This is a genomic window from Sandarakinorhabdus sp. FBCC-B8862, from assembly GCF_059745315.1.
Genome location: NZ_CM185574.1, coordinates 2325562 through 2349002, shown reverse-complemented (window position 1 = coordinate 2349002; position 23441 = coordinate 2325562). Strand labels below are relative to the sequence as shown.

Here is a 23441-nt window from a genome sequence, read left to right as displayed (position 1 = left end):
GGTTTGAATGAAGCGCAAATGGTGGAGCGGGTGGGATTCGGACCCCCCGCCGTGGCACACGCCAGATCGGCCACCAATGGGTTCGCTCAAATTGCCAGGCAAATGGCGGAGAGGGTGGGATTCGAACCCACGGTGAGCTTGCACCCACGCCGCATTTCGAGTGCGGTACATTCGACCACTCTGCCACCTCTCCGCGGTGCGAAACCCCAACGGGCCAGTCGACGTCGCGGCTATAGCGAAGGGGATAGGCGCTGCCAAGCCCGATAAACGGCCCCGCGACAGGGGCGCCCCTTCATCCCGCCGCCAGCCGCCCTATATTGCAAGATTGCGGCAACCCGCCCATTTGCAACCTGTGACCAACATGACCGAACCAACAACCCAAGCCGAAGACGCCCCCACCCCCGCCAGCTTCACCATCGGTGATGTGGTGCGCCACCGCGTGTTCCCGTTCCGCGGCGTGATTTTCGATGTCGATCCCGAATTCAACAACACCGAAGAATGGTGGCAATCGATCCCGGAAGAGATCCGACCGCGCAAGAACCAGCCCTTCTATCACCTGTTCGCCGAGAACGAGGAATCCACCTATGTCGCCTATGTCAGCCAGCAGAATCTGCTGCCGGATGGCGATGGCGATCCGGTGAGCCACCCCGGCGTGGTGCAGATGTTCGACCGCTTCGAGAACGGCCGCTATCGCCTGCGCAAGCAGATCCGGAATTAAATCCGTTTCGCCAGCGCGATGGCGGTGCGGCAGCCGGCACGGATCAGTGTTTCCATCACCGGAAACGCCCCGCCGCCGGTGTGTGCGGCCGCGGCATCGCGGTGCGCCACCTCATCGGCGCGATAATCATCGATCATCGCCTGCAATTCCGGGTCGCTGCCGTCGGCCAGCGCTTCGGTCTGCTCGCCATAATGCTGGTCGATCACGGTTTCGACCGCTTCGGTGCAGGCCATCGCCGCCTTGGGGCCCAACAGGGCGGTGCCGGCGCCCAGCGCAAAGCCGGCGACATGCCAGAACGGCCCCAGCAACGTCGGGCGCACGCCGCGCGCCGCCATGATGCGGTTCATGCCGTCCAGATGGCGCTGTTCCTGGGCGGCCATGTGGCGGATTTCGCCGGCATCGCGGTGGCGCCCGCCCATCACCGCCAGCTGTCCGGCATAGATGCGCGCCGCACCATGTTCACCGGCCTGGTCCACCCGGATCATTGCGCGCGTGTCGGGCCGGCGGTCACCGGGCAGGTGGCGCTTCAGGCGCGGGGTTTCAGCATCAGCCATGCGGCCACTCCAGCAAGCATCAGGGAAACGAGGAAGTTCCATCCTGCCATGGAAATCCCGAACATCTGCCAGGGTATGGCGTCGCAGCGCACCAGCGGCTGCGACAGGAGATCGGCCAGCATCGCCTTGGCATCGCCCACCGTGGGCGGCGCGGTGCAGCGGGTCAGGCCCTGCCACCATTTCTGTTCCACCCCGGCGTGGAACAGCGCGATGCCGGCATTGCCCAGCAAGCCGATCAGCGCCAGCCAGTGCAGCGGCAGCAGCAGCGCCAGCGCCGCCACGGCCGCCGTGGCCATCAATGCCCAGCGTTGCCACCAGCACATCTCGCACGGCGCCAGGCCGCCGATATATTGAAAGGCAAAGGCGCCACACAGCAACGCCAGGCTGCCCGCCAGGATCAGAATCGCGCCGGCCCGTTCAGAACGCATATTTCACCACCACGAACCCGCCGACAAACAGCGCCGTCGCCGTCAACGCCAGGGCGTTGAAATAGCGGTCGATCAGCTCCTGCGCCTTGGCGCCAAAGCGGCGCAGCACCAGCGCTACCAGGAAAAACCGCCCGCCCCGGCCCAGGATCGAGGCGGCGATCAGCACCGGGATGGACAGGCCCACCGATCCGGCGGCAATGGTCGCCACCTTGTAGGGGATGGGCAGAAAGGCAAAGGCCAGCATCCACAGGAAACCATTGGCCTTGATGGAGGCGGCAAAGGCCACAAACTTGTCTTCATAGCCATAGAAATGCAGCAGCGGCACGCCGATGGCCTGATAGAGCAGCGCGCCGATCGTGTAGCCGAGCAGCGCCCCGGCCACCGAGGCGACGGTGGACACGGCCGCATATCGGATCGCCCGTTCGGGCCGGGCGATCGACATCGGGATCTGCATCACATCCGGCGGCACCGGAAAGAAGCTGCTGTCGGCAAAGCTGATGGCGATCAGCCAGCGTTCGGCCCCCGGCCCGGCGGCCTTGGCCAAAGTCCAGTCATAGAGGCGGCGCAGCACGGGCGATCCTTGGCATGAGGCAGTGGTGGGGGCTTAGCCTGTGCGTGTGACAGCTGCAATCAACGGCTCGCCGTGCGCGGCGCGGTACCGGCCACCTGCACCGGCGCCACCGTGGGCGGCACCAGCCGGCCGACCAGCCGCAGGGCATAATCCATCTGATAATCCAGCACGCCCTTAGCCTTCAGCTCGTCCGCCTTGGCAACAAAACGCGGATCGGGCGCACTGTCCTGCTCGACCAACAGATTGGTGCTGTCCTTCACCTCGTTGATCAGATGCTTCTTCAGATCGGCCTCGCGTAGCGGCTTGCGTTCCGCCACCCGCGGATCGGAAAGCTGCGGCACCACGATATCGGGATCGATGCCATTTTCCTGCACGCTGCGGCCCGACGGGGTGAAATAGCGCGCCGTCGTCAACCGCAGCGCCGTCTCGGCCGACAGTGGATACACGGTCTGCACACTGCCCTTGCCAAAGCTGCGCTGCCCCAGAACGATGGCGCGGCGATGATCCTGGAGGGCACCGGCAACGATCTCGGCCGCGCTCGCCGTGCCTTCGTCCACCAGCACCACCACTGGTTTGCCCTGGGTCAGGTCGCCGGGCTTGGCATAATAATGGTCAACATCATTCTTGGCGCGGCGGCGTTCCGAAACCACCTCGCCGCTTTCCAGGAACACGTCCGAAACCTTGATCGCCTCGTCCAGAAGGCCGCCGGGGTTGGAGCGCAGATCGATCACATAGCCGGCGACATTCTCGCCCAGCTTGGCGCGGATGCCCTCCACAGCGGCGCGGGTTGCATCGCCGGTCTTGCTGTTGAAGGTGGTGATGCGGATCATGCCAACCTGGCCGCGCACCTCCCACTTCACCGGCTTGATCACCACAACCGCGCGGGTGAGGGTGAATTCCAGCGGCTTGGGCTCGCCCTGCCGCACCACCGTCACCTTGATCTTGGTGCCGGGCTGGCCGCGCATCTTGTCCACCGCATCATTCAGCGACGTGCCATAGATCAGCTCGTCATCCAGATGGGTGATGTAATCGCCGGCCTTGATACCGGCCAGCGCCGCCGGCGTGTCATCGGTGGGGGTCACCACCTTCACCACGCCATCCTCCGCCGTCACCGTCAGCCCCAGGCCGCTATACTCGCCATCGGTCGTCTGCTTCAGATTGGCGAAATCCCGGCCATCCAGATAGGACGAGTGGGGATCAAGGCTGGACAGCATGCCGTTGATGGCGCCGCGGATCAGGGTCTTTTCATCAACCTGGTCCACATAAGTGACACGCACCCGTTCCAGCACGTCCACCAGCGTCTTCAGATCCTGATAACTGTCCGACTCTGCCGCCGCTTCGACTGCGGCATAGCCCGGCACCAGCACCAGGGCGGCCAATGGCAGGGCAATCTTCCAATATTTCGTCATCGTGAACGGACTCGCAGGCGATATGCGGCGCAGAATAGCAGATGCTTGGCCCAGCGCTACTCCCTGCGGCCTTGCGGCCGGGTGAACCAAGGGCAGGCGCTAGGCCCGGTGGTAGGGATGCCCATCCATTATGGAAAGCGCGCGATAAACCTGCTCGGCCAGCATGGCGCGCACCAGCATATGCGGCCAGGTCGCCCGGCCAAAGCCCAGCAGCAGATCGGCCCCGGCGCGGGTGGCATCATCATGGCCATCGGCGGCACCAATCAGGAAGCGCACCTCGCGCGCGCCGTCATCGCGCCAGCGGCCCAGCAGCGCCGCCAGATCAGCCGACGGCAGGTCGCGGCCGCGCTCGTCCAGCACAACGGTGCGGCCACCGGCAAAGGCCGGCCAAGCGGTCGTGTCGCCAATCTCGGTCACCGCCAGCCGGCCCTTCAGCCGCTGGGCATAGCGCTGCACCAGCTCGCCCTCAGGCGATTGGCCGATGCGGCCCCGGGCGATGATGTGCAGCTTCAAGGGTCAGCGCGGGCTGCCCAGCGGCCCGGTGACGGGCGCAAAGGCCGGCGACGGGTTGGGCGCTTCGTCCAGGCCCCACATCTTCTCCAGATTGTAGAAGCTGCGCACATCCGGGCGGAAGATATGGACAATGATGTCCCCGCAATCGATCAGCACCCAATCGGCTGCCGGCAGGCCCTGCACGCGGGCGCTGCGGCCGAAATCGGCCTTCAGTTTCTCGGCAATCTTGGTTGCCATCGATGCCACCTGCCGGCCCGAGCGGCCGCTGGCGATCACCATGTAATCGGCAATGCTGGTCTTGCCGGCGAGGCTGATGGAAACAGGATCGACAGCCTGGTCATCGTCCAGGCTTTTCATGATCATGGCGTGGAGTTCGTCCACGCGGTCAGTTGCGGTCAAGCGTTGGTCCTTGGTTCGTGGCCCAGCCGGGATCGGCAGCGCGGATGGCGGTTGCCGATTCCGGCCGCAGCCGGGAATGAAGCCTTATTATCGCCGGGCGCGGCGCATCCGTCCAGCGCCGGGGCGCCACCGACGACCAGCCGGCCCATTTCAGCGCCGCGGCGGCCCGCAACGACACACCGGGGCGCGGCACCACGGCCAGCGGCACCGCCCGCAAAAACGCCCGCCAGCGCCGCCAGCGGTGCAGTTCGGCCAATATGTCCCCGCCGCCGATCCACACGAAATCATGCTGCGGAAACCGCCGCTTCAGGGCCGCCACCGTATCGACGGCAAAGCGCGTGCCCAGCGCGGCCTCCAGCGCGCTCACCCTTATGCGCGGATGCCGCGCCACGGCCCGCGCCCGCGCCACCCGCAGCGGCAGCGCCGCCATGCCCGCGGCCGATTTCAACGGGTTCAAGGGCGACACCAGCCACCACACCTGATCCAGCTGCAACTGCGCCAGCGCCACCAGGCTGATGTGCCGGTGCGCCCCATGCGCCGGGTTGAAGCTGCCGCCCAACAGGCCGATGCGGGCCATCAGGGGCGCACTTGCCCGGTGCCGCGCACGATGGTCTTGAAGATGGTCAGCCCTTCCAGCGCCACCGGCCCGCGGGCGTGCAGCCGCCCGGTGGCGATCCCGATCTCCGCGCCAAAGCCGAACTCACCGCCATCGGCAAACTGGGTGGAGGCGTTGTGCAGCACGATGGCCGCATCGACCCGGGCCAGGAACCGCTCGGCCACCGCCTGATCCTGCGCGATCACGCTTTCGGTATGCTGGCTGCCATGGGCGGCGATATGGGCGATGGCGCCCTCCACCCCGGCAACTTCGGCCACGCTGGCGATGGCGTCCAGATATTCCGTGTCCCAATCCTCCGGCCGGGCCGCCACCACGCGCGCATCCAGGGCCTGCACGGCGGCACACCCGCGCACCTCGCAATCATCATCAAGCAGCGCCGCCACCAGCCGGCGCTTCAAGGCAACCGGCGCCGCCGCGTCGATCAGCAGCGTCTCCATCGCCCCGCACACCGCCGTGCGCCGCAGCTTGCTGTTCACCACGATGGCCACCGCCTGATCGGGATCGGCGCTGGCATCGACATAGACATGGTTGATGCCATCCAGATGCGCCAGCACCGGCACCTTCGCCTCGGCCTGCACACGGGCCACCAGGCCCTTGCCGCCGCGCGGGATGATCACGTCAATCAGGCCATGGGCGCCCAGCATGTCGCCCACCAGCGCCCGGTCGCCAGCCGGCACCATTTGCACGGTCGCCGCCGGCAGTCCGGCCGAGCCAAGCCCCTGCGCCATGCAATCGAGCAGCACCGCGTTCGAGCGCGCCGCCTCGCTGCCACCGCGCAACAGGCAGGCATTGCCGGCCATCAGGCACAGGGCGGCGGCATCGGCCGTCACCCCTGGCCGGCTTTCATAGATGATGCCGATCACCCCCAGCGGCACCCGCACCCGTTCAAATTGCAGGCCATTGGGCCGCGACCAGCGCGCAATCACCTCGCCCACCGGATCGGTCAGGCCGGCCACCGTGTCCAGCCCGGCGGCAATCCCCTGAACGCGGGCGCCATCCAGGGCCAGCCGGTCCACCAGCGCGGCCGACAGGCCAACCGCCTGCCCGGCCGCCACATCGGCAGCATTGGCGGCCAGCAGGTCAGCGCTGCGCGCCCGGATCGCGGCCGCCGCCACCCGGATGGCTTCGGCCTTCTGCGCCGTCGTCGCCGCCGCCAGCGCCGGCAGCGCCGCCCGCCCCGCATTGGCCATGTCGTGAATCAGGCTCATATCAGCACCAGATGATCGGCATGCACCAGGGCCGCCCGCGGGGCATAGCCCAACAGGCCGGCCTGTTCATCGTTGCGCCGGCCGCGGATGGCCATCGCATCATCGGCATCATAACCGGCCAGCCCGCGGCCCAGCAATTCCCCAGCCGGGCCAACAATGGCCACCACATCGCCGCGCCGGAACTTGCCGTCCACGGTCGTCACCCCGGCTGCCAGCAGCGAGGCACCGCGCTTCAGCGCCGCCGCCGCCCCGGCATCCACGTGCAGCGTGCCCGCCACGGTGATGCGCCCGGCCAGCCAGGCCTTGCGCCCACGGGCGTTGCGCGGCGGCAGGAACAGGGTGCCGCCGCCGCTTTGCGCAAAATGCTGGAGCGGCCGGTCGACCCGGCCATCACAAATGGCCAGCGATATGCCCGCCGCGCCCGCCATGCGCGCCGCCAGCAGCTTCGCCGCCATGCCGCCCGAACCCATGCCCGATCGCGTTTCGCCGGTGGCCATCGCCATGATCTCCGGCGTCAATGCCCGCACCACGGGGAGCCGCTGCGCCGTCGGGTCGCTGGCCGGATTGGCGGTGTAGAGCCCATCCACGTCCGACAGCAGGATCACGCCGGTCGCGCCGGCCGCCTGCGCCGCCCGCGCCGCCAGCCGGTCATTGTCGCCATAACGGATTTCGGCAGTCGCCACCGTGTCATTCTCATTGAGCACCGGCACCGCGCCCAGATCGAGCAGGCGCGCGATCGTCGCCGCCACGTTCAGATAGCGCCGCCGGTCTTCCAGATCGCCCAGCGTCAACAGCACCTGCGCCGCCGTCAGCCCGGCTGCGCCCAGCAACTGCTGCCACACCCCGGCCAGCGCCACCTGGCCCACAGCGGCAGCGGCCTGCGCGTCTTCCAGGCTGGCGCGGCCGCCCTTGTCCAGCCCCAGCCGGCGCGCGCCCAGCGCAATCGCCCCGGATGACACGATCACGATCTGCTGCCCGGCGTGGCGCCGCGCCGCCAGATCGGCCACCACCCCGGCCAGCCAATGTTCCCGCACCTGGCCGGCGCCATCCACCAGCAGCGACGATCCGATCTTCACCACCAGCCGCGGGCAGCGGGCGGGATCAAAGGCAGCAGCGGGGGTTTCGGTCAGAGCGGCGACCACGGCTGATCTCCGCCCTTTGCCGCCTGCTTCATCGCCTGCGCCCGGCCGGCCATCTCCATCAGCTTGTCGAGCACGCCGTCCACGCCGGCCCGGGTCGCGGCGCTGATCACATGCACGGTGGCACCGCTGGCCTGTTCCAGCGCCCGCTTCTTGGCGGCGAGCGCCTGCGGGGTGACCAGATCGGTCTTCGACAGCGCGAGTATCTCCGGCTTGTCCTCCAGCCCGCCGCCATAGGCCGCCAGCTCCTCACGCACCGTGCGCCAGATCTCCACCGGGCCGGGCTGGCTGGCATCCACCAGGTGCAGCAGCACGCGGCAACGCTCGATATGGCCCAGGAACCGGTCACCAATGCCCACGCCTTCGGCCGCCCCGGCGATCAGGCCGGGAATATCGGCCATCACCAGCTCCTGCCCCTTGTGGGCAACCACGCCGAGCTGCGGCTTCAGCGTGGTGAAGGCATAATTGCCCACCTTGGCCTTGGTGTTGGAAATGGCGTTGATCAGGCTGGATTTGCCGGCATTGGGCTGGCCCACCAGGCCGACATCGGCCAGCAGCTTCAGCCGCAGCCACACCCACATGTCCCGCCCCGGAAAGCCGGGCTGGAACTGGCGCGGCGCGCGGTTGGTGCTGGTCTTGTAATGGTCATTGCCCTTGCCGCCGTCACCACCCTTCAACAGCACCACGCGCTCGCCCACGCGGGTCATGTCGGCGATCAGCGTGCGCTCCTCGTCATCGGCCAGGATCTGCGTGCCCACCGGCACCTGGATCAGCAGATCATCGCCGCCGGGGCCGGTGCGGTTGCGGCCCATGCCATGCGAACCGCGCTTGGCCTTGAAATGCTGGGTGTAGCGAAAATCAATCAGGGTGTTGAGGCCATCGACACATTCAAAGATGATGTCGCCACCCTTGCCGCCATCGCCGCCATCGGGCCCGCCATATTCCACATATTTCTCGCGCCGGAACGACACGGCCCCATCACCGCCGGCACCGGAGGCAATGAAGATCTTGGCCTGATCGAGAAACTGCATGGGGGTTTTCCAATGCAAAAAGGGGAGCCGGTCGCCCAGCTCCCCTTTTCAGATATCCGAACGGATGGGGCCGGGCTTATTCAGCCGCCAGCGGTTCCGCAACCGGATCAACCGAAACATATTTGCGGCCCAGCTTGCCGGTGTGGAACACCACGGTGCCGGTGGCCAGGGCGAACAGGGTGTGATCCTTGCCGATGCCGACGTTGCGGCCCGGGTGCGTGGGGGTGCCACGCTGGCGGATGATGATGGTGCCGGCGTTCACGGCCTGGCCGCCAAAGCGCTTGACGCCAAGGCGCTTGCTTTCTGAATCGCGACCGTTCTTCGAACTGCCGCCTGCCTTCTTGTGAGCCATGGTGGGTTATCCTTGTTCCGGGGCGCGCAATCAGGCGACCGAAGTGATCTTCAGCACCGTCAGATTCTGGCGGTGGCCGTTGCGGCGGCGATAATTGTGGCGACGGCGCTTCTTGAACACGATCACCTTGTCACCCTTGGTCTGGGCCACGATCTCTGCGGTCACGGCGCCGCCCATGGTGACAGCGGCGCCTTCGCCGGTCATCAGGGTTTCCAGGGTCACGGCCGTGCCAGCATCCCCTTCGATCTTTTCGACGATGATCTTGTCACCGTCAGCGACCCGGTACTGCTTGCCGCCGGTGCGCACCACTGCGAACATGTCTTCAGCCTTGCAACTATAAGTTTCAATGTGAGCCGTGCCAGAATCACTGCTGATCCCGGCCCAAGCGAAGGCGCGGCGATAGATTAAGCCCTTTCGCTTGTCAACAACGGCAGCGCCCCCTTCCAACGGCTGCGCCACTCGTGCATCAAGGTTGCCACGTGACCCGCCGCCGCGCCATCCTGATCAGCATCGCCGCCCTGTTGGGCGCGGCACTGGCGCTTGGCCTCTATGATCGGGAAATCGATGCCGAAACCGCCGCCGGCATCGCCGAACGCATGGCGCGCGATTATCACGCCCGCACCGGCCATCCCAAAAGCGAATTCGCCGCGCGCGAAGGCCGGCTCTGGGCCGATGGCTGGGAATATCGCTGGCGCTTCAAGCCCTGCCCCGACGTCGCCTCGCTGCGCGTCTGGATCAGCCGCAATGGCCGCCGCGTGCGCTATGCCGAGCTGCCGGAATGCGCGCCCACGGATGGCCAGCCGCTGCGCCCCCGAATCGCCTGAACGAAAAACGCATCGCCTAACAAAGGAAAAGGCCGGCCTGCTTGGCGCAGTCCGGCCTTTCTCAATCCTGCCCCTGTGGATCAGGCAGCGCCAATCGCGTGCTGCGCGATCATGCAATAGAGCATGGGGAACGACAGCAGGAAGTTGGTGCGGCTGAAGATCATCGCCGTGGTGCCGGCCTTGGCCTTCTGTTCCGGCGTGCCATCCACGATGCCCAGCGCGATCTTCTGGTTCGGCCAGATCAGGAACCACACATTGAACGCCATGATCAGGCCCAGCCACATGCCCAGGCCAATCACCCGCAGGCCTTCCTGGAAGGTGAGCGCACCCACCAGATTGGCGCCCGACAGGCCGATGCCGGCCAGCACGGTGAGCAGCGAGCCGTGGCGGAAATAGAGCAGCGCCTTGGGCGCGATATATTTGGTCACGCCCGGCTTCAGTTCGGCCGGCACGCTCGGCATGGTCGGGATCTGCACGAAGTTGAAATAGTACAGCAGGCCGATCCACAGGATGCCGGCCCAGACATGGATGACGCGCATGAAGCCCAGCACCCAGCCGCTGGCGTCTTCAGCAATCATGCCATGGTGGAAAGCGATGATGACGCCGACCATGGCCAGAAGCCCGATCAGCAGCGCGTTGGACAATTTGCCCAGGATAGCAGCCATGTGAATGCCCCGAAACTGAAGTTGACCGGCCCCCTATAGGCGACCGGTTCGCTCTTGTTAAGGGGCGCAGCGTTCAGGCCGGCAGCGCCCGGCGACGGCGCATGGCCGCACCCACCAGGCCAAAGCCGGTGATCATCATCGCCCAGCTCTGCGGTTCCGGCACGCCGCCGGCATAAACCACCTGCTTGCCCGACACACCGAATTTCACCCACTCGTCAATCTGGCCGATGTTACCGGTGATGTTGTTCACCTGCGCCTTGACCTTGCCCGACAGCGCCCAGTTGAAATCCCAGAAATCCCCGGTCGTCACCAGCCATTGCGAGGCAAAGCCGGGGCCGACCTCGGCAAAATTCGGGTTGGCGAGATTGGTGGACGGCGTCACCGTCTGTGCCGCAATCATGCTGCCACGCACGGTCGCGCCCGTGGCGCTGAACGTCAGGTTGGACAGGCTGACCACCGGGGCATAATTGTTTGGCGCCGTCAGCGGTCGCACCCGGCTCGACACCTCCAGATGCAGCGCGTTCATCGTCAGCTGGCCGGGGCTCAGCAGCGTGCCCGGCGTCTGCCCGGTGGCGGCAGCGGCGCGCAGCTGGGCCGCGCTCGCCGTGGGCGCCGGCGACAGCGCGGGGGCAAAACTGCCCCAGGCCAGCGTGCGGGTGACATTGGCCGGGCTGGTCACGCTGAAGATCATCCCCTGGCCAACGATGTTGCGCAGGGTGAAATCAAAGCTGACATTGTTCAGCGCCGCCAGATTGCCGAGGTTGGTCGAAATGAAATTGGCACCACCCGGCACATTCTGGGTGCCACCCCCCGAATCGAGCGACAGATCGAAATTGGTTGGCGACACGCGATATTTCGCCCCCATCACCAGATTGCCGATGCTGGTGACCGTCACCCCCGGATCGTTGATGAACACGGTGGCGGCGCGCGCCGGCTGCACGGCAACCAGACCGGCCAGGACAACAAGAGCGAAGGCAAGGCGCATGTGACCTCGGTTGACAGGGGGATTGGTGATGTTGCCCGCCAGATACCGCAAGAAAGCTGAATACAAAAATCAAAAAACAGTTAACAGCACTGGTGATTCACCGGCCCTTGCCGGCTGGCGGCTTCTCGCCTATATGCAGCGTCGTTCCTGCATGGCTGATGGTTTGCAGGCTGCGCGGCCCCGCTGCGCGGCGGCAAAGCCCTTTGGCCAGCGCAGCACAGGAGAGACTTTTTGGCCCCGACCGATCTTGATGCCCGGCTTCATGCCATCATTGCCCCCGTGGTGGCGGCAATGGGGCTGGATCTGGTGCGCATCCAGCTGTCGGGCCAGCCGGGCAGCCTCACCCTCCAGGTGATGGCCGAAGATCCCGCCACCGGGCAGCTCACCATCGATCAATGCACCAAGCTCAGCCGCGCGCTCGATCTGCCGCTGGATGAAGCCGATCCGATCAGTGGCGAATATGCCCTCGAAGTCTCCTCCCCCGGCATCGACCGGCCGCTGACCCGCCACAAGGACTGGCAGGCCTGGACCGGCCACGAGGTCAAGCTGAAGCTGGAGCCCAAGGTGGATGGCCGCGCCCGCGTGGTGGGCGACATCGCCGGGCTCGACGGCGACGACGCCCTGGTCACCACCAGGGATGGCGTCACGCTGCGGCTGCCGCTTGACCATATCAAGGGTGCTAAGCTGGTGCTGACCGATCGGCTGATCAAGGAAAGCCGCCCGCTCGACCCCACCGGCGCCGACGAGATCATCGAAACCGGCGATCCCGCCGACAATGACAATGAAACCCCCGACAACGACCCTTCGGAGGATTGAGATGGCAACTGCAGCAACCGCCAACCGCGCCGAACTTCTGGCCATCGCTGATGCCGTGGCGCGCGAGAAGTCGATCGATCGCGCCATCGTGATCGAGGCGATGGAAGACGCCATCCAGCGCGCCGCCCGCGCCCGTTACGGTGCCGAGAACGACATTCGCGCCAAGATCGATCCCAAGTCCGGCGAAACCCGCCTGTGGCGCGTGCTGGAAGTGGTCGAGGAGCCCGAGGATTTCTTCAAGCAGATCAGCCTGAAGGACGCGCTGAAGAAGGACAAGTCGGCCGAAATGGGCAGCTTTGTCGTCGATCCGCTGCCCCCCGTCGAATTCGGCCGCATCGCTGCCCAGGGCGCCAAGCAGGTGATCGTGCAGAAGGTGCGCGATGCCGAGCGTGAGCGCCAGTTCGAGGAATTCAAGGACCGCCAGGGCGAGATCATCACCGGCGTCGTCAAGCGCGCCGAGTTCGGCCATGTCGTCGTCGATCTGGGCAAGGCCGAGGGCGTCATCCGCCGCGACCAGCAAATCCCGCGCGAAGTGCTGAAGCCCGGTGACCGCGTGCGCAGCCTGATCCTCTCTGTCCGCCGTGAACCGCGCGGCCCGCAGATCTTCCTGTCCCGCGCCCACGGCGATTACATGAAGAAGCTGTTCGCCCAGGAAGTGCCGGAAATCTATGACGGCATCATCGAGATCAAGGCCGTGGCCCGCGATCCGGGCAGCCGCGCCAAGATCGGCGTGATCAGCCGCGATTCGTCCATCGATCCGGTTGGCGCCTGCGTCGGCATGAAGGGCAGCCGCGTGCAGGCCGTCGTGCAGGAACTGCAGGGCGAAAAGATCGACATCATCCCCTGGTCGCCCGACACCGCCACCTTCGTCGTCAACGCGCTGCAGCCGGCGGAAGTGTCGAAGGTGGTGCTGGACGAGGAAGAAGGCCGCATCGATGTCGTCGTCCCCGACGATCAGCTCAGCCTCGCCATCGGCCGCCGCGGTCAGAATGTCCGTCTCGCCTCGGCGCTGACCGGCAAGCAGATCGACATCATGACCGAAGCCGACGAAAGCGAGCGCCGGCAGAAGGAATTCGTCGAGAAGTCCGAATTGTTCCAGAACGAGCTGGATGTCGATGAAACCCTGGCCCAGCTGCTGGTCGCAGAAGGCTTCTCCGAACTGGAAGAGGTCGCCTATGTCGAGCTGGCCGAACTGGCCAGCATCGAAGGCTTTGACGATGATCTGGCCACCGAACTGCAGAATCGCGCCATCGAGGCGCTGGACCGCCGCGAAGCCGCCGCCCGCGAGGAACGGCAGGCGCTGGGCGTTTCGGACGATCTGGCCGGCATCGATGGCCTGACCGAAGCCATGCTGGTGGTGCTGGGCAAGAAGGGCGTCAAGACGCTCGACGATCTGGGCGATCTCGCCACCGACGAACTGGTTGGTCGCTCGGGCATGCTCAAGGAATTCGCCCTGTCCGAAGAGGATGGCAACCGCATCATCATGGCCGCACGCGCGCACTGGTTTGCCGATGAGGAGGACGCGTCGGCGGATGGAAACCAATGATGGCCTGAACGGGACGGCCCCGGACACAGAAAAGGATGGCAGCCAGCGCCGCTGCATCCTGACGGGGGAGTCTGCCCCGCGCAGCGGCCTCATCCGGCTGGCGCTGGGCCCCGATGGCCAGGTTGCGGCCGACTGGTCGGAACGTCTGCCCGGCCGCGGCGCCTGGATCAGTGCCGATCGCAGCCTGTTTGCCAGCGTGGCCGCAAAGGGCCGGCTGCGCGGCGCGCTGGCCCGCGCCTTCAAGGCCAACAATTTCAGCCTGCCCGACGATCTGGAAGGCCGGATCGTCCGCGGGCTGGAACAGCGGCTGCTGAACCGGCTGGGCCTGGAAAAGCGCGCCGGCACCCTGATTCTGGGCGGCGACCGCGTGCGGGAAGCCTTGGCCAAGGGCAAGGTGTTCGCCGTGCTGCACGCCGGCGATGCCCGCCCCGACGGCACCGACCGGCTGGACGGCATGGCGCGTGCGGTTGGCGAATCCCTGGGCGAAGATATTCCGCACCAGCGGCTGGCAATCGGGCGCGAGGCCCTGTCGGCAGCGCTGGGCCGGGACAATGTGGTGCACATGGGCCTCACCGATGCGGGTGCGGCGGCGCGCGTGCTGGCCGACGCAGTGCGGCTGGCCGGATTTGTGGGCGAAGAAACGACGAATGACGCGGCAGACAGTGCAACAATGGTTGCCCTGAACGCCGCCGAAAGGCATTAGGCGGCGGATTATGAGTGACGACAACAAACCCAAACTGGGCATGCGTGCCCCCCTCGGCCTGAACAAGTCGGTCGAGGTCGGCAAGGTCAAGCAGCAGTTCAGCCACGGCCGCACCAAGCAGGTGGTGGTCGAGGTGAAGCGCACGCGCGTGCTGCACCGTCCGGGCGAAACCCCCGCCCCGGCACCGGAACCGACGCCGGCACCGGCGCCCGCCCCCACCCCTGCCGCCCCCACCCCTGCCGCCCGCGCCCCGGACGCACCGCGCCCGACGGCCCCGGCTGCACCCGCCCCGGCCCCGGCCCCGACGGCCAGCACGCCGCCGGCTGAAACCGCGCCGGCCGCACCGCGCCCGCAGATGCCGCCGCCGGTGATGTTCCGCCCGGTGGAACGCCAGGCGCCGCCGCCCCGTCCCGATTCCAAACCGCCCGAGGCCAAGGCCGCCGAAGCCCCGGCTCCGGCCCCGGTTGAAGCCCCAACCGAAGCCAGGGCCGAACCCAAGCCGGCGCCCGCACCGGCCAAGCCGGCTGCGCCCACCGCCGCCCGTCCGGCCCAGCGCCCGGCTGCCCCGCCGCCGCGTCCCGCAGCGCCCGCCGCCGGTGGCCGCCGCATGACGCCCGCCGAACTGGCCGCCATGTATCAGCGCCAGGCCGAGGAAGAGCGGCTGCGCCTGCTGGAAGAAGCCCGCATCCGCGAAGAGCTGGAGCGCGCCCAGCGCGAAGAGGAAGAGCGTCGCCGCATCGAGGAAAAGCGCCTGGCAGCCGAGGAGCTGGCCACCCGCCCCGATCCGGTGCCGGAAGCCGATGGTCTCGTCATCCCGACCGACATCGCCGACGATGATGATGATTCGATGCGCGTGCGCATCATCCCCGGCCGCAAGCCGGAAGCCCCCAAGCCGTCGCGGCTGAAGGGCGGCGATGACCGCCGCAAGTCGGGCAAGCTCACCGTCACCCGCGCGCTGGATGACGAGGGCAACACCCGCGTGCGCAGCCTCGCCGCGCTGCGCCGCGCCCGCGAAAAGGAACGTGGCCGCCTGGGCAGCCAGGCCAAGCAGGTGCGCGATGTCACCGTGCCCGACACGATCACCGTGCAGGAACTGGCCAACCGCATGGCCGAACGCACCAACAATGTGGTGCGCCTGCTGGCCCGCATGGGCGTGCCCACCGCCGCCCACGAGGAAATCGATCAGGACACCGCCGAACTGGTGCTGACCGAATTCGGCCACAACATCGTGCGCGTTTCGGCCAGCGACGTTGAAAAGGGCATGGTTGGCGAAGCCGACGTGGAGGAGGATCTGGTCACCCGTCCGCCGGTCGTCACCATCATGGGCCATGTCGATCACGGCAAGACCAGCCTCTTGGATGCGCTGCGCGGTTCCAACGTGGTGAAGGGCGAAGCCGGCGGCATCACCCAGCACATCGGCGCCTATCAGGTGACGACGAAGGACAAGCAGAAGATCACCTTCCTCGACACGCCGGGCCACGAGGCTTTCACCTCGATGCGCGCCCGCGGTGCCAGCATCACCGATATCGTCGTGCTGGTGGTGGCCTGGGATGATGGCATCATGCCGCAAACCATCGAAGCCATTCAGCACACCAAGGCTGCCGGCGTGCCGATGATTGTCGCCATCAACAAGATGGACAAGCCCGGCGCCGATGCCGCCCGCATCCGCACCGCCCTCCTCCAGCATGATGTGCAGGTGGAAGAAATGGGCGGCGAGGTGATGGACGTCGAAATCTCGGCCGTGAAGAAGACCGGCCTTGATGAGCTGCTGGAAAAGATCCTGCTGCTGGCCGAAATCTCCGAATTCAAGGCCAACCCGGATCGCGCCGCCGAAGGCACGGTGATCGAAGCCAAGCTCGACAAGGGCAAGGGCCCGCTCGCCACCGTGCTGGTGCGTCGCGGCACCCTGAAGCGGGGTGACATCTTCGTGATGGGCCAGGAATGGGGCCGCGTGCGCGCCATGACCGACGACAAGGGCGTGCAGGTCAAGGAAGCCAGCCCGTCGATGGCGGTGGAAGTGCTCGGCCTGGGCGGCGTGCCGCAGGCCGGTGATGTCGTCACCGTGGTGGAAAACGAAGCCCGCGCCCGCGAAGTCGCGGAATATCGCGTCGGCCTCGCCACCGCCAAGCGCACCGCCGGCAACGGCCCGGCCAATCTGGAAGACATGTTCTCGGTGCTGCGCGCCAAGAAGGTGCAGGACTTCCCGCTGGTCATCAAGGCAGACACGCAAGGCTCGGCCGAAGCGATTGCCGGCGCCGTCTCCAAGGTGGGCAACGAGCAGATCCGCGCCAAGGTGCTGCTGGCCAGCACCGGCGGCATCACCGAAAGCGATGTCACCCTGGCCAAGGCCTCGGGCGCGCCGGTGATCGGCTTCAACGTCCGCGCCAATGCCAAGGCCCGCGAAATCGCCCAGCGTGATGGCGTGGCGCTGAAATATTACGACGTCATCTATGATCTGATCGACGACGTGAAGGCGGGCATGGCCGGCCAGCTCGGCCCCGAAGCCTTCGAAACCGTTGTGGGCCGCGCCCAGGTGCTGGAAGTGTTCCAGGCCGGCAAGACCGGCAAGGCCGCCGGTCTGCGCGTCACCGAAGGCTATATCAAGAAGGCCCTGCGTGCCCGCGTCATGCGCGACGATGTCATCATCTACACCGGCTCCATCGCCTCGCTGCGCCGCTTCAAGGAGGATGTGGCCGAGGTCAAGGTTGGTCTGGAATGCGGCATCACGCTGGCCGATTCGTCCGATGTGAAGGCCGGCGACATCATCGAGACCTACGAAGTCGAGATGAAGGACCGCTCACTGTAGCGCGGCCAGCGCATCTGGCGCAGCCAAATGCGCGGACTCGCGCAAAGCCGGCCGGCGGGCCGGCGGGCATTGGGCCCGCCGAACCCGTTCGACGTCAGCCGCGGCTTTGCCGCGGCCTCAGATAGGGTAAGGATATTGCCCATGCCCCGTTCCACCCCTGATGCCCAGGGCCGCCCGATCCGCCTGCAACGTATTGGCGAGCAGGTGCGCCACGCACTGGCCGAAATCCTCAGCCGCGGCGATCTGCGCGATGATCTGATCAGCCGCACCATCGTCTCCGTGTCCGAAGTGCGGGTGACGCCCGATCTCAGGCACGCCACCGTGTTCGTGAAGGCCTCGAACGGCGATGATGAGGCCGTGGTCAAGGCGCTGGGCAGCCATGCCCGCTTCCTGCGGGGCGAAGTCGCTCGCCGGCTCGCCACCAAATACACGCCCGACCTGTCGTTCCGGCGTGACGAGAGCTTCGATGCCGGTGCCCGCATCGACGAAGTCCTGCGCCGCCCCAGCATCGCCCGCGATCTCACCGACAAGCCCGGCGCCCGCCCGTGGAAAAGCCTGGCCGACAGTGTCGAGGACGATGACGGCGAATGACGCTGGCCTCAACGGCTGGATCATCCTCGACAAGCCGCTCGGCCTGACCAGCGCGCAGGGCGTGGCGGCGGTGAAGCGCATCCTGCGCGCCGCTGGCCTGAAGGCGCCGCGCATCGGCCATGGCGGCACATTGGATCCGCTCGCCACCGGCGTGCTGCCGATCGCGCTGGGGGAAGCGACCAAATTGGCCGGCCGCATGCTCGATGCCGCCAAGGCCTATGATTTCACGGTGGAATTTGGCAGCCAGACCAGCACGCTCGATGCCGAAGGGGATGTGGTCGCCACCAGCGATGTGCGCCCCACCGCTGAGCAGGTCACCACCATGCTGCCGCGCTTCACCGGGGAGCAGGACCAGGTGCCACCGGCCTATTCGGCATTGAAGATCGATGGCCAGCGTGCCTATGCCCTGGCCCGCGCCGGCCACGAGGTCAGCCTCGCCACCCGGCGCATCACCGTCCACAGCCTGACCCTCACTGCCAGCACCCCGACCAGCGCCACCCTGTCGACCCGCGTCTCCAAGGGCAGCTACATCCGCTCCCTCGCGCGCGACATCGCGCTGGCACTCGGCACGGTCGGCCATGTCACCATGCTGCGCCGCACCCAATCCGGCCCGTTCACCCTCGCCCAGGCGATATCGCTGGACAAATTGGCCGAACTGGTGCAGGGGGCCGAGCTTGAACAGGCAATCTTGCCGCTGATGACAGGGCTGGACGACATCCCGGCTCTCGCCATCACGCCAGAGGAGGCGGCGGCGCTCAAACAAGGGCGCAAGCTTCTCGGGCATCCAGCCAGCAACGGCACCCATCTCGCAGCCCTCGGCTCTGTTCCCGTGGCGCTTGTCGAGGCCCATCAGGGCGAGGTGCGGGTGCTGCGCGGGTTCAACCTTATGAAGGAGTGACACGATGTCGGTGACCGCCGAAAAGAAGGCTGAAATCATCAGCAGCAACGCCCGCGCCGCCAACGACACCGGTTCGCCGGAAGTCCAGGTCGCCATCCTGTCGGAGCGCATCGCCAACCTGACCGAGCATTTCAAGACCCACGCGAAGGACAACCACTCGCGTCGCGGCCTGCTCGTGCTGGTCAACAAGCGCCGCTCGCTGCTGGATTATCTGAAGAAGAAGGATGCAGCGCGTTACACCGCGCTGATCACCAAGCTGGGTCTGCGCAAGTAACCCAGCCTCCCGAACGGCCCCCACAGCGGGGCCGTTCGTTTATCCGGCCCGGAGCGAATGAGCGCCCCCGGCCGGCGCCGCCACGAACGGCGGCACACACTGCTGTGGCGACCGGCAATGGGGCCGGCCCGCCTGGGAAAGACGAGAATGTTCACGATCCACAAGGAAGAAATCAACTGGGGCGGCCGCACGCTGACCCTGGAAACCGGCCGCATTGCCCGCCAGGCCGATGCCGCCGTGCTGGCCACCCTGGGCGAAACCGTGGTGCTCTGCGCCGTGACCGCCGCCAAGTCGGTGAAGGAAGGGCAGGATTTCTTCCCGCTCACCGTTCACTATCAGGAAAAATACTCCGCTGCCGGCCGCATCCCCGGCGGCTTCTTCAAGCGCGAACGCGGCGCGACCGAGCATGAAACGCTCACCAGCCGCCTGATCGACCGTCCGGTCCGTCCGCTGTTCCCCGAAGGTTTCTACAACGAAATCAACGTCATCGCCCAGGTGCTGAGCTATGACGGCGAAGCCGAGGCCGATATCCTCGCCATGGTCGCCGCCTCTGCCGCCCTCACCCTGTCGGGCGTGCCCTTCATGGGCCCGATCGGCGCTGCCCGTGTCGGCTACATGGATGGCGAATATATCCTCAACCCCACCAAGACCCAGGTGAAGGAAGGCAGCCTCGATCTCGTCGTTGCCGGCACCTCCGATGCGGTGATGATGGTCGAATCCGAAGCCAAGGAGCTGTCGGAAGAGGAAATGCTGAACGGCGTGATGTTCGCCCACCGCAGCATCCAGCCGGTCATCGATGCCATCATCCGCCTCGCCGAAAAGGCTGCCAAGGATCCCTGGGATCTGGCCGTCACCGACGACAAGGCGATGCTGGCCACGCTCAAGAAGGCCGTGGGCAAGGATATCGACGCCGCCTATCGCCTTACGGCCAAGTCCGCCCGCCAGGCCGCGCTCGCCGCTGCCAAGGACAAGGCCAAGGCCGCCTTCGCCGAGGCTACGGCGCAGGAGCAGATGAAGGCCATCAAGCTGTTCAAGAAGCTTGAAGCCGATATCGTGCGCGGCGCCATCCTGAAGGAAGGCCGCCGCATCGACGGCCGCGACACCAAGACGGTGCGCCCGATCGAAGCCATGGTCGGCTTCCTGCCGCGCACCCATGGTTCGGCGCTGTTCACCCGCGGCGAAACCCAGTCGATCGTCACCACCACGCTCGGCACCGCCGACGCCGAACAGATGATCGATGGCCTCGATGGCCTGCGCTACGAACGCTTCATGCTGCACTACAACTTCCCGCCCTATTCGGTCGGCGAAGTCGGCCGCTTCGGCGCGCCGGGCCGCCGCGAGATCGGCCACGGCAAGCTGGCGTGGCGCGCCCTGCACCCGCTGCTGCCGTCGAAGGAAGAGTTCCCCTACACCATCCGCGTGCTGTCCGACATCACCGAGTCCAACGGCTCCTCGTCGATGGCCACGGTGTGCGGCGGCAGCCTCGCCCTGATGGACGCCGGCGTGCCGCTGAAGCGCCCCTGCGCCGGCATCGCCATGGGCCTGATCCTCGAAGGCAAGGATTTCGCGGTGATCAGCGACATCCTGGGTGACGAAGATCACCTGGGTGACATGGACTTCAAGGTGGCCGGCACGTCGGAAGGCGTCACCTCGCTGCAGATGGACATCAAGGTCGCCGGCATCACCGAGGAAATCATGCGCGTCGCCCTGGCCCAGGCCAAGGACGGCCGCGCCCACATCCTCGGCGAAATGGCCAAGGCCCTGTCCGGCGCCCGCGAGAGCATGTCCGCCCACGCCCCGCGCATCGAAACGATGAGCGTGCCGAAGGACAAGATCCGCGACATCATCGGCACCGGCGGCAAGGTGATCCGCGAGATCGTCGCCACCACCGGCGCCAAGGTCGACATCGAGGATGACGGCACCGTCAAGATCGCCAGCTCCGACCCGGCCCAGATCGAAGCCGCCAGGAACTGGATCATCGGCATCGTCGCCGAACCGGAAGTGGGCAAGATCTACACCGGCAAGGTCGTCTCGATGGTCGATTTCGGCGCCTTCGTGAACTTCATGGGCGCCAAGGACGGCCTGGTTCACATCTCGGAAATCAAGAACGAGCGTGTGGCCAACGTGAAGGACGTGCTGAGCGAAGGCCAGCAGGTCAAGGTCAAGGTCATCGGCGTCGATGATCGCGGCAAGGTCAAGCTGTCCATGCGCCTCGTCGATCAGGAAACCGGCGAGGAACTGCCGGACACCCGCCCGCCGCGGGAACCGCGCGAAGGCGGTGACCGCGACCGCGGGCCCAGAGGCGACCGGGGCCGTGACGGCGACCGCCGCCGTGATGGTGGCCGTGACCGTGGCCCCCGCCGCGATGGCGACCGTGGCCCCAGGGGCGAAGGCCGCCGCGACCGTGATGACCGCGGCGATAAGGGTGGCGACGGCGACGCCGGCGGGCTGCCCAGCTTCCTGACCGGCAACGACGACTAAACCCGTCCGCCACAAGGCCAAGCAAGAGGGGCCGCGCTTCACCCGAAGCGCGGCCCCTTTTGTTCATGGTCAGTCACAACCAGATTGCGAATGGAAGCTTTCCAAAAAAATCACACCTTATTCACAGTAGATTATTATCTGGGTCCTACTTCGTTCATGCTATTCTTCGATATGGACAAGTCGTGCTGGAATATCCGTTCCAGCATTGCTGTGATCATGGGGAGCATATCATGCAGCGGGCAGCAACCATGCTTGGGCTTTCTCTGGCACTTGCCAGTTGCGCAACGGTCCGAAGCGACCCGCCGGCAAAGCCGGCCGATGTGATGCGCGGTGTCAGCTATTTTCTGCCCCGGCGCGAAATCAAGATCACGGCCGAGCGCCGGATTATCAAGCTTGAGGATGCCCAGAAGAAGGTCGTCGCTGCGACAAAGGCGCTGGAGACCGCCACCACCGAAGACAGCGATGCCGGCAAGGCGCTCAAACAACAGGAGGCGCTGCTGGCAACCCTGGCAGCGGGCACCAAGGCGTGGGAGGCGGCGGAAGCTGCGCGCGCCACGGCTGCCGGCACAAAATTGCTCAAGGCGGCCGCGCTGGAAAAGGCCAAGGCCGCGCTTGATCTGGCCAATGCGGAACTGCTGCGCATCACCGGTTCAGGCGGCGCATGTGTCGCAACCTATGACAGCAAGCTGGAACTGCTGCCGGCTGTGGCCGATCATGACTGGCGATTTTCCGCCCGCTTTGCCCACAACATCCTGCGCGATGATGATGGCAAGCTGGGCGTCACTGCCGATGGGCTGCTCTCCAGCAGCAATGTCGTCGCGGCCGACCGCACGGGCGATATCATCGTGGAACTGGCCGGTGCCATCGCCGGTTTCGGCGGCACGCCGGCCAAGCTTGCCAGTGTGAACAAGGCTGACGTGGCACCCAATTGCGACCAGCCGGTCAAGAAGTTCGTTTACCAGTTTGATCCTCTGACATTCGATCCCGATGTTCCGCTGGGCGCGCCTGGCCCGAACCACATCAACGCGCTGCTGCAACGAGCCGGTTTTGATCTCGCAATCGAATTGCGCAACGCCGGCCAGCGCGGGCCAGCCTGTGCCGTGGCAGGCAATTGCGGCAACGCGGCACCCTTCACCACCCAGGGCAGCGCCGGCGCCCTGTTCTACCGTTCCGCTGTGCCGGTCACCGTGATCCTGAAACAGGGCGGTGACCCGGTTGATGCCGCCGTTGCCATGATCCCGCAGCTCGGCCCGATTTCCTATATCCCGATGCGGTCCTCCGCCTTTGTGAAGACTGTTGACGACGTCACGTTCAGCAACGGCGCCATCACCACCTGGAATGCCTCCCGGCCCAGTGAAGTGCTTGAAATCGTCCGGCTGCCGATCAAGTTGCTGAAAGCTGTGATATCGGTGCCGGCCGAGATCATCAGCCTCAAGATCAATGTATCCGACAAGGAGAAAGGCTTGGCCGCCGCCCAGCAGGCCCAGATTGCCCAGCAGGAAAAGCTGGTGGCGCTGAAAGCCTGCATCACGGCAGCGCAAGCGGCGGGCACCTCGGCAGAAGCCTGTCTGCCCAAATAGCGCAGTTTCCGGCGGCACGGCGGTGCCGCTGATTCCGATTGGCCGGAACAGGTCTCAGCCGCATCATCCATCCGGCCGGCGGTGCCAGCACTCTTGGCTGGAACGCAATCAAACCACGCGTTCCATCGTGATCCCGGTTCCGGGCAGGCAGCCGCGCAGCGCACTGCGGCCCCACCGCATGTGACGTCAATGACCAACAGGGCAAAATATATGCCCGGCAAGACCATCAAAATAAAGCCTTTATTAACAAGAAAATGATTGCAAATTGCGACAGAGCGTCATAACCCAGCAGCGCGAGGGATGTTGGCGTTGGTCGGTTCTGGTACCATATTTG

General features: G+C 66.2%; 25 protein-coding genes and 1 tRNA gene. 11 read left to right on the top strand and 15 right to left on the bottom strand.

Translation table 11 applies throughout. The features are described 5' to 3' along the window. Positions 1 to 103: 103 nt before the first annotated feature. Positions 104 to 193, bottom strand: a tRNA-Ser gene (locus AC6BOR_RS11355). A gap of 168 nt (positions 194 to 361) precedes the next feature. Here AC6BOR_RS11355 and hspQ point away from each other — a divergent pair. Then, positions 362 to 718, top strand: a complete 357-nt coding sequence (hspQ, locus tag AC6BOR_RS11350; protein WP_086116177.1) for a heat shock protein HspQ — start codon at positions 362 to 364, stop codon at positions 716 to 718. On the opposite strand, the gene AC6BOR_RS11345 is transcribed toward hspQ, so the two are convergent. From AC6BOR_RS11345 to rplU, 12 genes are all read right to left on the bottom strand, one after another. Continuing rightward, positions 715 to 1272: a demethoxyubiquinone hydroxylase family protein gene (locus AC6BOR_RS11345; RefSeq protein WP_498058533.1), complete on the bottom strand. Its 558-nt coding sequence runs from the start codon at positions 1270 to 1272 to the stop codon at positions 715 to 717. The two genes, hspQ and AC6BOR_RS11345, sit on opposite strands and share 4 nt — an antisense overlap. Continuing rightward, complete coding sequence (locus AC6BOR_RS11340) at positions 1245 to 1700, bottom strand: disulfide bond formation protein B (protein ID WP_498058532.1); 456 nt, start codon at positions 1698 to 1700, stop codon at positions 1245 to 1247. Before AC6BOR_RS11340 ends, AC6BOR_RS11345 begins: the two co-directional genes overlap by 28 nt. After that, positions 1690 to 2271, bottom strand: coding sequence for a YqaA family protein (locus tag AC6BOR_RS11335; protein ID WP_498058531.1), 582 nt, complete (start codon positions 2269 to 2271; stop codon positions 1690 to 1692). The genes AC6BOR_RS11340 and AC6BOR_RS11335 overlap by 11 nt, the downstream gene beginning before the upstream one ends. Positions 2272 to 2330: 59 nt before the next feature. Continuing rightward, positions 2331 to 3680, bottom strand: coding sequence for a S41 family peptidase (locus AC6BOR_RS11330; RefSeq protein ID WP_498058530.1), 1350 nt, complete (start codon positions 3678 to 3680; stop codon positions 2331 to 2333). A 99-nt stretch (positions 3681 to 3779) separates the two neighbouring features. Then, positions 3780 to 4193, bottom strand: coding sequence for a 23S rRNA (pseudouridine(1915)-N(3))-methyltransferase RlmH (locus AC6BOR_RS11325; RefSeq protein ID WP_498058529.1), 414 nt, complete (start codon positions 4191 to 4193; stop codon positions 3780 to 3782). 3 nt (positions 4194 to 4196) lie between these two features. Beyond that, positions 4197 to 4592 carry a ribosome silencing factor gene (gene rsfS, locus AC6BOR_RS11320; protein ID WP_498058528.1) on the bottom strand — a complete coding sequence of 132 codons (396 nt, stop codon included), beginning with the start codon at positions 4590 to 4592 and terminating at the stop codon, positions 4197 to 4199. Further along, positions 4579 to 5169 carry a nicotinate-nucleotide adenylyltransferase gene (locus tag AC6BOR_RS11315; RefSeq protein ID WP_498058527.1) on the bottom strand — a complete coding sequence of 197 codons (591 nt, stop codon included), beginning with the start codon at positions 5167 to 5169 and terminating at the stop codon, positions 4579 to 4581. Before AC6BOR_RS11315 ends, rsfS begins: the two co-directional genes overlap by 14 nt. Next, positions 5169 to 6416 carry a glutamate-5-semialdehyde dehydrogenase gene (locus AC6BOR_RS11310; RefSeq protein WP_498058526.1) on the bottom strand — a complete coding sequence of 416 codons (1248 nt, stop codon included), beginning with the start codon at positions 6414 to 6416 and terminating at the stop codon, positions 5169 to 5171. Before AC6BOR_RS11310 ends, AC6BOR_RS11315 begins: the two co-directional genes overlap by 1 nt. Continuing rightward, on the bottom strand, positions 6413 to 7558 hold the full coding sequence (proB, locus tag AC6BOR_RS11305) for a glutamate 5-kinase (protein ID WP_498058525.1): 1146 nt from the start codon (positions 7556 to 7558) through the stop codon (positions 6413 to 6415). The genes AC6BOR_RS11310 and proB overlap by 4 nt, the downstream gene beginning before the upstream one ends. After that, complete coding sequence (obgE, locus tag AC6BOR_RS11300; protein WP_498058524.1) at positions 7543 to 8586, bottom strand: GTPase ObgE; 1044 nt, start codon at positions 8584 to 8586, stop codon at positions 7543 to 7545. Before obgE ends, proB begins: the two co-directional genes overlap by 16 nt. A 76-nt stretch (positions 8587 to 8662) precedes the next feature. Continuing rightward, positions 8663 to 8938 (bottom strand): 50S ribosomal protein L27, encoded by a 276-nt coding sequence (rpmA, locus tag AC6BOR_RS11295; RefSeq protein WP_086115698.1) that lies wholly within the window; start codon positions 8936 to 8938, stop codon positions 8663 to 8665. A 30-nt stretch (positions 8939 to 8968) separates the two neighbouring features. Further along, positions 8969 to 9256 (bottom strand): 50S ribosomal protein L21, encoded by a 288-nt coding sequence (rplU, locus tag AC6BOR_RS11290; RefSeq protein ID WP_086115697.1) that lies wholly within the window; start codon positions 9254 to 9256, stop codon positions 8969 to 8971. A 161-nt stretch (positions 9257 to 9417) separates the two neighbouring features. Between rplU and AC6BOR_RS11285 the strand changes: the two genes are divergently transcribed. Beyond that, positions 9418 to 9762, top strand: a complete 345-nt coding sequence (locus tag AC6BOR_RS11285) for a hypothetical protein (RefSeq protein WP_498058523.1) — start codon at positions 9418 to 9420, stop codon at positions 9760 to 9762. 80 nt (positions 9763 to 9842) lie between these two features. Here the strand turns inward: AC6BOR_RS11285 and AC6BOR_RS11280 are convergent, their stop codons facing one another. Together AC6BOR_RS11280 and AC6BOR_RS11275 are read right to left on the bottom strand one after the other, a co-directional pair. Next, positions 9843 to 10427 carry a urate hydroxylase PuuD gene (locus AC6BOR_RS11280; RefSeq protein WP_498058522.1) on the bottom strand — a complete coding sequence of 195 codons (585 nt, stop codon included), beginning with the start codon at positions 10425 to 10427 and terminating at the stop codon, positions 9843 to 9845. Positions 10428 to 10500: 73 nt separating this feature from the next. After that, a complete protein-coding gene (locus tag AC6BOR_RS11275; protein ID WP_498058521.1) occupies positions 10501 to 11412 on the bottom strand; it encodes a PEPxxWA-CTERM sorting domain-containing protein in 912 nt (303 codons plus the stop codon). Positions 11413 to 11643: 231 nt separating this feature from the next. On the opposite strand from AC6BOR_RS11275, the gene AC6BOR_RS11270 reads away from it, so the two are divergent. From AC6BOR_RS11270 to AC6BOR_RS11230, 9 genes are all read left to right on the top strand, one after another. Beyond that, a complete protein-coding gene (locus tag AC6BOR_RS11270; protein WP_086115693.1) occupies positions 11644 to 12228 on the top strand; it encodes an LSm family protein in 585 nt (194 codons plus the stop codon). Position 12229: 1 nt separating this feature from the next. Further along, positions 12230 to 13774, top strand: coding sequence for a transcription termination factor NusA (gene nusA / locus AC6BOR_RS11265; RefSeq protein WP_498058520.1), 1545 nt, complete (start codon positions 12230 to 12232; stop codon positions 13772 to 13774). After that, the gene (locus AC6BOR_RS11260) at positions 13761 to 14477 is read left to right on the top strand and encodes a DUF448 domain-containing protein (protein ID WP_498058519.1); all 717 of its coding nucleotides are present in this window, start codon (positions 13761 to 13763) and stop codon (positions 14475 to 14477) included. Before nusA ends, AC6BOR_RS11260 begins: the two co-directional genes overlap by 14 nt. A 10-nt stretch (positions 14478 to 14487) precedes the next feature. After that, positions 14488 to 17283 (top strand): translation initiation factor IF-2, encoded by a 2796-nt coding sequence (gene infB / locus AC6BOR_RS11255; protein WP_498058518.1) that lies wholly within the window; start codon positions 14488 to 14490, stop codon positions 17281 to 17283. 141 nt (positions 17284 to 17424) lie between these two features. Further along, positions 17425 to 17874 carry a 30S ribosome-binding factor RbfA gene (rbfA, locus tag AC6BOR_RS11250; protein ID WP_086115689.1) on the top strand — a complete coding sequence of 150 codons (450 nt, stop codon included), beginning with the start codon at positions 17425 to 17427 and terminating at the stop codon, positions 17872 to 17874. Beyond that, complete coding sequence (gene truB / locus AC6BOR_RS11245) at positions 17861 to 18772, top strand: tRNA pseudouridine(55) synthase TruB (RefSeq protein WP_498058517.1); 912 nt, start codon at positions 17861 to 17863, stop codon at positions 18770 to 18772. The genes rbfA and truB overlap by 14 nt, the downstream gene beginning before the upstream one ends. A 4-nt stretch (positions 18773 to 18776) precedes the next feature. Further along, positions 18777 to 19046: a 30S ribosomal protein S15 gene (gene rpsO, locus AC6BOR_RS11240; protein WP_086115687.1), complete on the top strand. Its 270-nt coding sequence runs from the start codon at positions 18777 to 18779 to the stop codon at positions 19044 to 19046. A gap of 147 nt (positions 19047 to 19193) precedes the next feature. Beyond that, on the top strand, positions 19194 to 21527 hold the full coding sequence (pnp, locus tag AC6BOR_RS11235; protein ID WP_498058516.1) for a polyribonucleotide nucleotidyltransferase: 2334 nt from the start codon (positions 19194 to 19196) through the stop codon (positions 21525 to 21527). Between the two features lie 59 nt (positions 21528 to 21586). Then, positions 21587 to 23107 carry a hypothetical protein gene (locus tag AC6BOR_RS11230; RefSeq protein WP_498058515.1) on the top strand — a complete coding sequence of 507 codons (1521 nt, stop codon included), beginning with the start codon at positions 21587 to 21589 and terminating at the stop codon, positions 23105 to 23107. Positions 23108 to 23441: the final 334 nt, after the last annotated feature.